The following is a 12,092-nucleotide window of genomic DNA, read 5'->3' as shown; positions in this document are numbered from 1 at the left end:
CTTAATTTATGGCGACGAGATGAAAGAGTCAGCTCAAAAACAGTTTGTGGACATGTTTGCTCGGACTAATCACCTTGAGCCAAAGAACATTCCCATCAAAATCAAAGGCGTCATTGCTCATACAGCGGCACCGCTTTACCTGTTTGAGGAATGCCTTGAACCCTCGGGGTTGTCGATCTCACCAAACCCAGTTGACGGCCTTCTGATAACTCTGGCAACCCGCATGTATAACGTCGTGTCAGGAACATTATCGTTGCTCGCCCTTGGTCGGATTCAAGAGGCAGAAATACTCTCGCGCACCGTCATGGAAAGTGCGCTTTCACTCCTGTATCTCGCGGAAGGAGATTCCGGGACAAGGCTCGTGCAGTATTTCGAGCACTACCTCAGACAGGAACGTGAGCAGAACAGAAAGTGGCAAGAAGAGCTTGCAGTCCTACCCGATAAATGGAAATCTGATCATGAAGCCAGAATCAAAGACAAGAACGAAGCCCTAGACAAAGCGGCGTTGTTCATCAAGCACCTTGCCGAGGCTGTAGGCGTCAAATACCCAAGTGAAAAAGGCTATCCGCATTTCAATGGAATATGCACCGCTCTAAACAATTTGGGTCGGTTGCCGTCACCGAACCATGAGGACCCAGTGGCCGCTTACGCCGTGTCGCAGGCCACTGGCCCGATCACGTTACCAGACAAGCTTTTCACCATGTCGCTCAGCAGGCTCTCGTTGCCGCAGCCTGGACGGAAGCATCGACGCCGCAGCAAGCTGCGCCTCGAATTCGCTGCCGCAGTAGGTCACACCCTTCTCGGTTCGCGGCCTGTCGGTCGGCTTCATCGGCACCAGCAGGATGAGGAAATCCCCACGAGCTTTCGCTTCATCAACCTGTCGCCGGTATTCCGCCCATGTCTCGGCCGGAGCATCGCTCGCCGGCTCACTCAACATGCAGACCGATGGTCTGGGCTTCGGGAGCAGCACGTCTTCCAGTCTTGCGAGGCGACGTTGCAGGGCGCTCACTGCAGTACCTGCTCGGGCAGCAGAAGCAGGCGGCACGGACGGCGATCGGTGCGAGCCAGTGCTTCGGCCTTCGATCGTTCGATGAAGGCGTCTTCGGCCTCGTCGGCACGGCGGTCCACAACCTTGTCGCCGAAGATGGCGCGGACAACCTCATTGCCGACGATGCGACGGATGATGATGTCGACCTGGTTCGCGTCGGGGTGTGCGGCCTGTTCCAGTTTGGCCGTGCGTCGCTCAAGCGGATTCATTGCAGTACCTCGTGCCGGTCAAAAATCGCATCCCATTTTGCGGATATTGCGCAATCGCCTTGCCACTGCCGATAGTTCGAGGTTGTTGTGTGCTGCACCTCGGCCTGACGGTCGGTCGCCGCAATTCGCCCGGCCAGCCAGTCACGGAATGCGCTCAGGCTACCGAAATCGGCCAGCATTGCAGCGCGGCTCGTTCCCAGCTTCTCAAGGCTTCTATCCACTTCGGTGCCAATTTCGCTACGTGCGGAAATTTCTTCGACCTTGGACAGACGTTTGTTGAGTGCCGCGCTCATGCTTCACCCCGTGCCATGCGTCTCTCATGGATTGCGTCAGCGATACGACTCCGGCCCGGCACGTACTCCTGCCGTGGTCGCGTGATACCGGCCTGCCTATCGGCGTCTACCTGTCGGATGGCATCGGCGACGCTCGTTCCCGGATTCGCTTCCTGTTCGAGCTTCGTCAATCTTCGTCCAAGTGCTGCCGTCATTTCTTGCTCTCCAGTGCGGTGATGCGTTGCTCAAGCTCCAGTGTCTCAACGGCCTTGCGGCGCGCTTCGACGATGCCGGCCAGAGTCGCGGCCTCGCCGGGCAGAAGGTCGCCGGCCGCCACCGCTTGCAGGATGGCTTGTTCTGAGCCTGGCGATGCCCTCGGCAGTTTCGTGCTCCGGCAGCTCCAGAAAGATCGGGCGCTCCTTGGCTGGCGGAACCAGCCGTTCGAGCACCAGCCGCGCGGCGCTCATGTCGCCTTCTTTGGCCATGTCCACCACCTTGCGCGCGATGGCGTCGGCGCCTTCCTCCATCGCAGCCAGGGCGACCAAGGTGACGCGGTTGCGGCTTCCCCTGGGTCGGCCCTTCGGATTTCCCGATTGCCCTGGCTTCCAGCCGGGGCGCAGGTTTTCGGCTTTCGTCGTTTCGTTCATTCTTTGTTCCTCGACGGTGTTTTTTCACTGCTCGTTGTTCTGTGACACTCACGAAATCATATCGCCGGCCGATTTCTGCCCAGGCGCGCTCCGCACACAGTCCGAGCGGCTTCCGACGCATCAACGCGCCCCAGGATCGCCAGCAGCGCCCGTAGCGGCGCGTTCTGCTCGTCGCCGATGCCGTCTGTGATCGCGCGGCTGTCACGCTGGCGCTGCGGGCGTGCTTCTGTCGTTCGGCACGCGAGCGACATCGGTGACGCGCTGGTCGCCTTTGGGCGGCCTGCCTCGTTTCGTGACGGCAGAGCGGTACGGCGAAGCCCATCGCCATTAGCTCGCGCTGGAAGTGGCTCGATGCGAGCGGGAAGGCTTGTGCCACCAGCATGTACTGGTGCGTCTCGCCTTCAAAGCGGGCCGAAACGTCGGCTTCGTGGGCATCTTTGGGATAGACGAAGAGCGCTTCGTAGCTCGCCGAAAAATCGGCCAGAGGGTCATCGGGTGAGTTGCGCGGCGCGGCGCGTCCCGCCATCTGAATATTGACTATCCCTTGTATCTGACCATCGGGCGTGGCTGGCAGCGCTAAACCAAGGTTTATCGTCGGGGTCATCTCAAAACCGATTTCGGTTTGCATGACGGTGGGCAGCTTGTTTTCTGCTCTAAAAGACAGCACTCGAAAACTCATCAGGCGTGGGCGAAGGTTGGGCGTGTCCATCAATGCTTCACCGTATTAATGGTGCCGAGCGGCACACGGTAGGGAATGGTGTGCGCTGGCAGCATGTCCGGCGCGACTTCATGGCGAATCGTCAGTTCAACCCGAATAACCGGCACGTCCATCGTTTGGTGTTTGGCCACTCTGCGCGCCGGGAGTTCGGCGGTCATATCCTTAAGTGCAAGCAACTCCCAAAAGGCGTCTTCGCTTCGTCGAACCAAACAAAGCAGGGTGTTCATCGCCTCGGAAGGCGCGACATCGTCGGCTTCGTATTTGCTGAACGCTTTCGGGCCGCCGCCGAAAAGACGTGAAGCCTGCTCCTGCGTGATGCCGAGCTTCTCCCGCAAGGCGCGAATCTCGGCCCCCGTCAGCAGGCCATCAACAGTCTTGCGGAAGGCCACCACAGCGCGTTTGTTGGCGCGGCCGTCAGCATCGCCCGTGATTTCCGATCCGCAAGCATCGCACTCAGCGTAACGAAGCGTGACCATGCCTTGCTGGCCGCGATACTCCGTCTGCATGCTTTCCGTGCGCGGCGTAATGTTTCCCTCGCCACATAGCGGGCACAGCGTCTTGTCGTCCATGCTCGTCCCCGTTCTCAATTGGATGTATGGCAGGACACAATCAGTACCAATTTGCCTGTCCTGCTCTCTGCGAACTTCAAGAAATACACCATGCGATACGACTTGCCCGCGTGTTCGACGTACTCGTCGCGGGTGAGCGCGTAAGCATCGCAGGCGGCGCAGGAGCCTTTGCCATTGTCGCACCACTCTGAATCACGATAGTCATGTTCCGTCAGTTGTCGAATCATGTCGCCCACGTCGGCAGGAGCCATCGCCAGATTCGCCACATCGCGCCGTGCTTTAGCGGTCCAGAGATTCACGGCGTCTGGCAACTTCGTCAGCGCTTTGATTCTTGCCAACTCATACAGCGGGCCGCCAGCAATCTTCCGGGCCTCGCCATCGGCCGGCGGTACGCCATCGTAGGCCGACAAGTTCGTGAATATTACCACCGTGGTAAGTTCCGGGTTAGTCTGTTAACGTCTGGGCAAGTTCAGAGTTGAGACGAAATCAAGTATTGACCACCCCAAAAACCAAATCCAGTCCTGCATTGCTGCCCACCGCCAGCACCTTGGCGCGGTTGTCCGGTTCGGCCAAATCCAGTCGCTTGATTTCGTTGCCGTCCAATCGAATCAGGGCGATTCGCCCGAACTGCATCGCGTGCTTGGCGGCGAACTGCGCCAGACCTTTGGCCTTGGCGTAGCTATCGGCCAGAGCAGGCGAGTGGGGTTCGAGAATGTCCACGACCAAACCGCCACCTTCCCTGCGCACGAAAAGAAAATCCGGGTACATCGGCCGCACTTCGCCGCCCAGTTCGTAGGGCAGAGCCAGCGCCCACGGCTTGCGCTCGATATTGCGCAGCCAGCCGATGACATCTTCGCGCGCCACTTCCGCCTGGACGACAGCGTGTTCCCAACTGTTCAACGGCGCGACGAAATGCCCGGTGGCGTCGATATACAGGTGATGCGCATAGGCGCGATAGGCCGGGTCGTTGCGATCCACGGCCAGCATGATTTCGGTCGGCGGCAGGAAGGCCAGAGCCTCGGGGTCTTTCGCCACTTCCTGCACCTTGTTGTATTCCTCCTGCTCCGCCGTCGTCAGCTTCTTGATGCCGGTCTTGTTGGCCTTCAGCAGCGCATGAATGCGGTCGCCGCAAGCCTTCTCTAGAGTCTTCCACGCCTTTTCGTCTTGCAGAACCAGAAACAGCGTCAGCCGCGAACGGCTCGGCATATCGTCCGCCACGTCTGCGTCGTAGTGCGTCTGCCAGAAATCAAGGTGCAGACCCTCGCCGAGTCGCTGACCAGCACGGTTGAACAGGTCCTCGATGTTCTTGTCGTCCAGCGGAACCGTTATGGTCTGGCCGTGGATCTCCTTCCACGTTCCCTGCTCCACTGCCACGGCGTTGAGTGTGATTTCGCCGGACGCCTTCAACTTCGCGTCGAAACCCGCGTCGTCCTGCTTCAGCCGTTCGATTTCCGTATTCAGGGTGTCGATGACGAGTTTTTTTGCGTCATCCCACGCCGACATATCCACTTGGTGCATGGTCGTCAGCAGGCGCGATAGCCGCATCAGCCGGCGCGTGTTCGATACCTTGCGAATGCGCTCGACGCGATAGCACGGCAGATCGGTCAGCGCCTCGAACGCTTCGTCCATGTCCTTGTCGCGCTTGAAGGTCACCAGTTTCGCACCGTCTTCAACATCGGTCGGCGGCAGTTCCATCGGGTCGCCATGCTTCAAGTGATTGACGACACGCGTCAGCCCTTCCTTCTCGTAGTGCGGCAGGTAGAGCGAAACCGAGTTGAGACTTTCGCTGCCCTCGATGCGGCGCGCCAGGGGCGTGCGCACCATGCGGCCGATAAGCTGGGCAATCAGCGTATCGTCCTGCGCCCGGCGGAAGGACATCATTACTTCGGCACGCGGGCAGTCCCAGCCGGTGGTCAGCGCCATCTTGAACAGGACGAAGCGGATGCCGGTTTCTTCCTGAATCCGTGACGGGTCCATCTTGGGAATCAGTACGCCATGCGCGCTAATCGGCGCGTCGTGCTCGAAGCAATGCGCGATTTCTCCGGGATGCAGGGGGCCGGTCTCTTCCTCGACGGTGGCAATCACCTTGTCGAGGTCGGTCTTCGATAAGCCCTCGCTGCTGCCGTCCTCCACCTGGATGATGAGCGCCGGCAAAACGGCGGGCAAGTTTTGCGTCTGCGTGTAGGCCCGCCATTCCTCGCCCATGACACGCCACTGCTGCACGGCGGCCTTGAGCATCGTCCAGTCGGTTGGAAAATCCTTGTTGGGGTAAAAGACCATGATGCGGTCTTTCAGCAGACCGGAGGCACGCACGTCGAGCGGGTTCACCTCGCACCTGCGCGGCGTGCGGTTGGCCTGCCCATCAACCAATTGCTGAAAGCGTTGCGGCGTCGCCGATACGCCCAGAATCAGGTCAATCGGTGGAATCTCGCCCTCGGATCCCTTGACGAATTTCTGCATCACCGTCAGCCGGTTGGTTTCGTCGTTGCGGCTGACCTTGGTACCCCGGTGCGCCTCGTCGATGATGAGATAGAAGCGGTCTCCCTTGGTCTTGGCGGTGTTGGCGATGGTGTCCCAAATCGTGTAGGTGCGCTTGTCGCCCCGGCCCGAAGTCAGCAGCTTGTCCTTGCCCAGCTTCTGCGTGTTGATGAAATACAGCTTGCCGCCGGTAAAGGTCTCGCGGTCGAAATCAGCATCGACAATCACCAGATCGCTATTACCCAATTTGGTCGATGCCGAGGCAATGCGCTTCTTCGATTGCTCGTTCAATACGGGTTGGTCCGACAGCCACAAAAACACCGCGTCCGGCTCGGCCTCGAAGCGGTCGGAGCCATTCAGGATTTCTTCGATGAGTGCCGCCGTGATGACGGTTTTTCCCGATCCGGTCGGCGCGGCAAGAATTACCGCTTGGCGGTCGCCGCCTTCGGCAACTTCGCGCTTGGCTGGGTTCAGTTTCTTGATGAGTTGCTCGACCGCGTCTTCCTGAAAATCCTTGAGGGCCAGCTTCATGACGCAGGGTTCTCCGAAACATTGATCCGAAAGTTTTCCAGATAGTCCTTGTAAAGCTGCACGACGCGCAGTGCGGGCCACTCGTGGCGCAGTTTGTAGACGGTGTCCTGTGAGTTGGTGACGACAAAGACATGCGTGATGTCCGTTCGCCCATCAACGTGGCGGACGAAATCCTTGAAGCGCGTTTCCTGTATCAGCACGGCAAATGGGCAGTTCGCCGGCACCAGCCACGGCGCGTGCGGGTCAGGCGCTGCCGGGCGTCGGCCACGCGCGCCGGCCATCATCCACAGCAGTGGCAGAATGGCAGCAAATTGCCGGCCCATCTGAATTTCTTGTGGGTCGAGAAAATCCAGCCGGAAGTATTCAAGATTCTCGGCAAAGCCGTCGGCCAGCGGGCGCTTTTCGTCTTCACTCACCTCCTGCGGCCCGAGCGTTTCGATAATCTGTGCCTTCAGGGCATTGAACAAGCGGCCCTCCATGGTGACCACGCAAACCTCGGTTAGATGGTCGGCATCGGTCAACTCCTCCAACCAGCTAGACGCCTGCCGCACGTCCCACAGCACTGATACCCTAATGTCATCTTCAAGAAACCACGGCTCGCCATCCACCTTGCTCTGCGGCACCGCCGGCAACAGCGCGGCAACCTGCTTGCGCTGCGGCACGGTCAGATTGCGACCTTCGGCAAAACCAAGCTGGCGAATACTGCGCGGCTTCTCGCGCGTCACCTGCTTGCCCGTCAGGTAATCGCCCGGCAGCGGCGTGCCATCGTCGCGCCGGCCAAGAATGGTGAACTTCGATCGTGGCCAGGTCACGGAACGGCAGATGCCGTGTTGGTCCCATTCGTCCTGTCCGGGCTGCAAGCCTTTTGCCGCCAAGTGGCGCGCTTCTTCCTCGGAGACTTCGTTATTGGTCACGAGGATGCACTGTCGCTGGCCGCCATCGGTGGCGTTGAGCAGATTGACGGCGTTGAGTGTGGTTCCGCTGCCAGCGAAAAAATCCGCCAGCAACGCGTTGGGCTTGTCGCGTACCACGGCAGCAATGGCATCGCGGACGGCGTAGATGGATTTCGGGAAGGAAAACTTCGATTCCCCACCAAGAATTGAGCGAAGAACACTCGAACCGTAGATTCCCGAATCGTGCGTGCCACGATGCCAGACGGTCTTGATGTAGCGCCGCTTTGCTTCATCTCCAGAGTATTCAAGCTGAACGGCACCCGATACTTCGTTACGGCCAACGACGATGATTTCGCTCCGATCAATGCGAGCCCTCGTCCCGCGGTTCAAGTATTGCACTGTCCACGTTCTTCGCTTCTTGTCGAAGCCCCCAAGCCGAACATACCCCAACTCCCATAACTCTCTGAGGCTCGGAGGGCTCACTTGCCAATTGCCTAGCGAGCCGTCTGTTCTAACGGGCCAAGCAACCGTGCCGTCAATTGCCGCATCCAAGTCCGGCATTTGCCCCAATTGCAAGGGGTCGCCAATGCCCGTAATGGCCTGACGAACTGAGTCAACGTAAATTGGAAAGAACAGTTTTGGCCGGTCCTCACGCTTTGAATTTGATCCGCCGCGTAACAACCACTCCCATCGCGGAGTCATGAATCGCTTTTCGTTGGAGCGATCCGGGGAGAGCAAATCATCATGATGTGTCTCCAGGTACGCCCCTGGCATGAAAACGAACAGCGCATATTCGTCAGCCCGCGCCAGCCGCCCCTGCGATACGCCTTTCTGGTTGATGACGATGGTCGCCATCTGCACATAGGCGTCGGGAAATTCCTGCTCCAGAAGGCACCCAAGGTGGTGCACCTCATGCTCATCAATGGTGACAATCAAGACACCAGTATCGGGATTCAATAGCCGCTTCGCCAGCCGCAGCCGCTTGGCCATGAAGGTCAGCCACTTGCTGTGCTGCCAGGCATCATTGCCGTCGACGTAGTTGTTGTTGTACTTCCAGTCCCGCGCGCCGGTGTTGTAAGGAGGGTCGATGTAGATGCAGTCGACCTTGCCCTCGTAGGGGAACAGCAGCAGTTGCAGCGCGTGATAGTTGTCGGCCTCAATCAGGATATGGTGCGGCTTCGCCGGGTCGCCGTTGGTGACCGCATCCATCGGCGTCAGGGCCGGATAGATCGCCTCGCCCATGCGTCGCACGACCACCAGTTCCTCGACGGTGAAGATCTCGCGCTCGCCCAGGCCGTCCGCTTTGCCGGCCTTGCCTTTCTCCTTTTCGCACAGGGCTTGACCGTCCACGACCTTCACGACGCGCCAGATTTCGGTCAGGCTGCCAGTCTTCTTGGCAACCCGCTCGCCGCGCTTGATGCGTGCGCCGTGTACCGGCACCACCTCCGGCTGATGTTCCTCAAACACCAAGCCAAAGCGCGTGTGCTTCTTGAGCTTGGCAACCTCTTCGGCAATGGTTTGCCGCAACTGGGCATCGGGAATTTCGGCGATCTTCTCTTCGATGCGAGCCATGATTTGGTCTTGTCGTTGTTTGGTCGATTTACCGCCCGCACACGGCGAAAAGGCCGCATGGAATGAAGGCAGACGAAAAATGTGGAATCATACCCGTGCAAGACCGAAATCGCATCGCCTATGCGCAGAGCATTAGGCTGCGCCTGCCATTCAGCCGATACCGCACGCACGCGCGTTGCGGCCATCCGGCCGCCTGCGAGTGGCTGAGTGGCGATCATGCCGTTGCCTGGTCAGCATCTCGCCGGTAATCGCTGGCCCGGCCCGGATGCCGCCGCCGGACCGACGACGACGGCCTGCTGCCCGGTGTCAGTCGTCGCCGGTCATCGGTGTGCCTGTCTGCTGCCCACCTCATCGAACGGTTCAGCCGCGATCGATTCGGGGTAGAAGCTCATCACTTCGGCATGAGTCGCAGCTGGCGAGAAAGCCACTGCCACCGGATCGCGGTCGCTGAAGTGAGTCAGCCAGCAGTAGGAAGTGGTTTCGTTTCCTCGGCACAGGGGGGTTGCGACTTCTGCGACTCCTGCGACCATTGGCGCGTCATCGCCTGTTTTTTTGGCGGAAGTCGCAGAAGTCGCAGAAGTCGCAGGGGGAGGTGATCGCTGTGCTATCGCTGTTGGGTCAAACCACATGGTGCAGCACCTCCCATGACAATCTTGTGCGTACATTGTCGACGACGGTCCCGGACTCGTTTTCAATCAAGTAGCCGTTGCTCACAAGTTCCTTAATGGCGGCCATCAATCGCGTCTTGTTGCGCAATTGGGAAGGGCCGCCATTCAAGACCGGCTTCGATCTGAACATGCGATAGCCGCGGTCTTTCAGCCATGCCGACAGGCTTTGTGCGTCGAGTACCGACTGAGGAACTGCCGCAACGCTGCGGATGCGAAGCGCTTCGCGCAAGTACCATTGCATGAGAACCAGGGCCCGCTCAAGGTGCGGTCTGTCTACCTCTTTCGCCGACAATCCATAGTCGATGACGGTCATTACAGCAGCGATTCGACAGGCATTCTCAAGAGCTTTTGACGTGCGGTCGGGAAGGTCAGCCAAATCAGCCCCAGGCGCCATCAGGGTTTCAAACTTATTGAGAGTAGCCACGGCCAGTTTCACCGCCTCGTCACTGAGAGGCAATTCGCAAGGAGTAAGCTCCTGCGCATTTTTGCCGGTGCAAGGCGTTGACTCCATCAACCCCTTCAGCACGGCAAACAGTCGTTTGATTTCCCGTCTGTCTTCAGGCTTCTCGAAACGATCGACCTGCCTCGTTCCGATGGTGCTTTCTGGCCACGCAACCAGACAGCGGGAGAGCAGCCCTTGGCCGTTCGCCATGCGGTCGGCCAGTAGCAGGGTCATCACATCAGGCTGTGCAAGTTGATGCATCGCCATGCGGCGCCCGTAGAGGATCGCGGCACCGTCGCCAGCGCGTACGCGGTCAAAGGGCGATCCATCCCAAATCTTGCACCACCGCGCCATGGTCTTGAGTGCGTTATCAGAATTCAGCGCATGTCCGCCGATCAGCAGCCCGCCCTCGTCGGAGAACAAGGCCACACTCGGTTGAGCGATGACCATCAGCTTGAACTGCCCCTCTACTGTTGGCTCAGTCAAGAACCGCAAAGGCATGATCGGGGGAGTTGGTTTTTCGCCCACAGACTGCACCGCTTGGTATACCTCGTCCTTGGTGGCCGTTGCCGCGCCGGACTTCTTGGTAGTCGCAGCGCGCTTCGCTGCGTCGACAGCTTGCTTCCATGAATCAAGCTCCATCTCGTAGACGCCAAGCTCGTCTTGATAGCCCTCCATGTCGGTTCGCTCTTGTTTCTTTGCTGCGCCGAGAACCACGTCGTCGACCCCGCTCTTGCGCTCGCCAGACTGGCCTACCGTGAGCAGGAAAAGCGATAGCGGCCTGAGCTTTCCCCACGGCAACATCACGTCAAAATGGGGTTGTGCTGCGAGCGATGCCGCGGCCAGTACAGACTGGCAGCACATGCCCAGCGGCGCCTTAATTGTTTCGTGGAGAGCTTGCGCAGCATCGCCAAGCACCGCCCCCAAGGCTGCAACTGGATAAGGCTCGGCAGGCTGAATGGTGGCCCGCAATGGCTCCGGCTCGCGCCGCAAATGAGTTGCAGAATCGCCACCTGCTGCGCCGTCGTCACCCCGCCGACACTCCTCCACCGTTGGCTGGCCCTTTGTGGCGCCTGTGGTGCGCCCGGCGTAGCCGGACAGCATCCTTTTGGCCTCGTTGTCGAGAAACGATTGACCGCGTTCGACGCCGTTATCCATGATGAGTTACTCCTGCCGCCGTCATCGCTCCCTGAATTCGCGATACGGCTAGGATCAGTCGCTCACGATCCATCTCGGTGAACGGCTCGCCAGTCAGCAGCGCCACCGCCGCCGCCGCGACGACCAGCGCCTCAAAGCCAATGGCGCGCAGCACGTCAGCCGCTGGAAACGGTCGGCGCTCCGGCTTGACCCGGAGATCGATGGCACGCGGAGGGAACAGATCAGAAATATCCAGATCCACGGCGGCCAGAACGTCGTGCACATCGCATCCGGCAAAGCAATGAAGCAGAATGCGCCCATCATCAAGTTCCCGGACGGTGAGACTTGGGCCGCGGTCGTCATGAGCAGAACACCGTGCTGACCACGTACCGGATCCGGTACGCTTCACTTTGTCGAGCCGGGAGAGAAGAACGTCAACTGCCGAGTGCGTGATAAAATGTGCCTTGTCGCGGGCGCTCTCGATTGTGGTTTGGTCGGGGGCGCTTTTCATTTGGCCACCTCGCCGGAAGTCAGGCGCTTAGCCTTCGCTTCGGCCTTGGCGCGGATATGCGCAGGCACCTTCGACGCGTCGGCGGCCTTGCGTGCCAGGTGCTTGTCGATATCAGTTGCGTCAGGAGTCTTGGCGGGCCGGCCAACGACGAGCGCGTCGACTTCGGCAGCGGGCCAAAGCAGGCGCCTGTTAGGAGTTTTGACCGGAATCAGGTTTTGGTAATGGCCATCACGGCAATACCCAGCGCGGATCGTCTGTTCTTTTACCAGCAACAGATTGGCAACCTTTTCAGTCGAGTAGTTGCGAGCTACGAACTCCGCTGTTTTCTGCCAGTCCGATCGGCTCGTCTTGGATGCAGCTTGGGGTGTGACTTGCATCATTCGCTGTTCCTTGAAAG

At 59.4% G+C, this 12,092-nt stretch carries 12 protein-coding genes and 1 pseudogene; 1 reads left to right on the top strand and 12 read right to left on the bottom strand.

Annotated elements, in window-relative coordinates; translation table 11 throughout:
• Positions 1-19 precede the first annotated feature (19 nt).
• A pseudogene (locus V5B44_RS26640) lies at positions 20-529 on the top strand (DUF5677 domain-containing protein); the annotation flags it as partial.
• Positions 530-679: 150 nt separating this feature from the next.
• On the opposite strand, the gene V5B44_RS11100 reads toward V5B44_RS26640, so the two are convergent.
• The 12 genes from V5B44_RS11100 to V5B44_RS11045 form a co-directional block, all read right to left on the bottom strand.
• Entirely contained in the window at positions 680-1,009 is a 330-nt protein-coding gene (locus tag V5B44_RS11100) for a hypothetical protein (RefSeq protein WP_332359090.1), read from the bottom strand.
• Positions 1,006-1,257 (bottom strand): hypothetical protein, encoded by a 252-nt coding sequence (locus V5B44_RS11095; protein ID WP_332359089.1) that lies wholly within the window; start codon positions 1,255-1,257, stop codon positions 1,006-1,008. The genes V5B44_RS11100 and V5B44_RS11095 overlap by 4 nt, the downstream gene beginning before the upstream one ends.
• Positions 1,254-1,550, bottom strand: coding sequence for a hypothetical protein (locus V5B44_RS11090; protein WP_332359088.1), 297 nt, complete (start codon positions 1,548-1,550; stop codon positions 1,254-1,256). Before V5B44_RS11090 ends, V5B44_RS11095 begins: the two co-directional genes overlap by 4 nt.
• On the bottom strand, positions 1,547-1,744 hold the full coding sequence (locus tag V5B44_RS11085; protein ID WP_332359087.1) for a hypothetical protein: 198 nt from the start codon (positions 1,742-1,744) through the stop codon (positions 1,547-1,549). Before V5B44_RS11085 ends, V5B44_RS11090 begins: the two co-directional genes overlap by 4 nt.
• A 45-nt stretch (positions 1,745-1,789) precedes the next feature.
• Positions 1,790-2,176: a DUF5681 domain-containing protein gene (locus V5B44_RS11080; protein ID WP_332359086.1), complete on the bottom strand. Its 387-nt coding sequence runs from the start codon at positions 2,174-2,176 to the stop codon at positions 1,790-1,792.
• 708 nt (positions 2,177-2,884) lie between these two features.
• Positions 2,885-3,463 (bottom strand): type II toxin-antitoxin system MqsA family antitoxin, encoded by a 579-nt coding sequence (locus tag V5B44_RS11075; protein WP_332359085.1) that lies wholly within the window; start codon positions 3,461-3,463, stop codon positions 2,885-2,887.
• 14 nt (positions 3,464-3,477) lie between these two features.
• Entirely contained in the window at positions 3,478-3,873 is a 396-nt protein-coding gene (locus V5B44_RS11070) for a hypothetical protein (RefSeq protein WP_332359084.1), read from the bottom strand.
• Between the two features lie 76 nt (positions 3,874-3,949).
• Entirely contained in the window at positions 3,950-6,472 is a 2,523-nt protein-coding gene (locus V5B44_RS11065) for a DEAD/DEAH box helicase (RefSeq protein ID WP_332359083.1), read from the bottom strand.
• Positions 6,469-8,937, bottom strand: a complete 2,469-nt coding sequence (locus V5B44_RS11060; RefSeq protein WP_332359082.1) for a site-specific DNA-methyltransferase — start codon at positions 8,935-8,937, stop codon at positions 6,469-6,471. The genes V5B44_RS11065 and V5B44_RS11060 overlap by 4 nt, the downstream gene beginning before the upstream one ends.
• A gap of 618 nt (positions 8,938-9,555) precedes the next feature.
• Positions 9,556-11,205 carry a YfjI family protein gene (locus tag V5B44_RS11055; protein ID WP_332359081.1) on the bottom strand — a complete coding sequence of 550 codons (1,650 nt, stop codon included), beginning with the start codon at positions 11,203-11,205 and terminating at the stop codon, positions 9,556-9,558.
• Positions 11,198-11,695: a DNA primase gene (locus tag V5B44_RS11050; RefSeq protein WP_332359080.1), complete on the bottom strand. Its 498-nt coding sequence runs from the start codon at positions 11,693-11,695 to the stop codon at positions 11,198-11,200. Before V5B44_RS11050 ends, V5B44_RS11055 begins: the two co-directional genes overlap by 8 nt.
• Complete coding sequence (locus tag V5B44_RS11045) at positions 11,692-12,075, bottom strand: hypothetical protein (protein ID WP_332359079.1); 384 nt, start codon at positions 12,073-12,075, stop codon at positions 11,692-11,694. Before V5B44_RS11045 ends, V5B44_RS11050 begins: the two co-directional genes overlap by 4 nt.
• Between the last annotated feature and the right edge of the window lie 17 nt (positions 12,076-12,092).

The organism is Candidatus Accumulibacter necessarius (assembly GCF_036625085.1).
This window is presented reverse-complemented; position numbering and strand designations above follow the sequence as displayed.

Excerpts from the sequence above, each read along its gene's own strand:
- V5B44_RS11095 (WP_332359089.1), bottom strand. The coding sequence starts at position 1,257 with ATGAATCCGCTTGAGCGACGCACGGCCAAACTGGAACAGGCCGCACAC.
- V5B44_RS11090 (WP_332359088.1), bottom strand. The coding sequence starts at position 1,550 with ATGAGCGCGGCACTCAACAAACGTCTGTCCAAGGTCGAAGAAATTTCC.
- V5B44_RS11085 (WP_332359087.1), bottom strand. The coding sequence starts at position 1,744 with ATGACGGCAGCACTTGGACGAAGATTGACGAAGCTCGAACAGGAAGCG.
- V5B44_RS11080 (WP_332359086.1), bottom strand. The coding sequence starts at position 2,176 with ATGAACGAAACGACGAAAGCCGAAAACCTGCGCCCCGGCTGGAAGCCA.
- V5B44_RS11075 (WP_332359085.1), bottom strand. The coding sequence starts at position 3,463 with ATGGACGACAAGACGCTGTGCCCGCTATGTGGCGAGGGAAACATTACG.
- V5B44_RS11065 (WP_332359083.1), bottom strand. The coding sequence starts at position 6,472 with ATGAAGCTGGCCCTCAAGGATTTTCAGGAAGACGCGGTCGAGCAACTC.
- V5B44_RS11060 (WP_332359082.1), bottom strand. The coding sequence starts at position 8,937 with ATGGCTCGCATCGAAGAGAAGATCGCCGAAATTCCCGATGCCCAGTTG.
- V5B44_RS11055 (WP_332359081.1), bottom strand. The coding sequence starts at position 11,205 with ATGGATAACGGCGTCGAACGCGGTCAATCGTTTCTCGACAACGAGGCC.
- V5B44_RS11050 (WP_332359080.1), bottom strand. The coding sequence starts at position 11,695 with ATGAAAAGCGCCCCCGACCAAACCACAATCGAGAGCGCCCGCGACAAG.
- V5B44_RS11045 (WP_332359079.1), bottom strand. The coding sequence starts at position 12,075 with ATGATGCAAGTCACACCCCAAGCTGCATCCAAGACGAGCCGATCGGAC.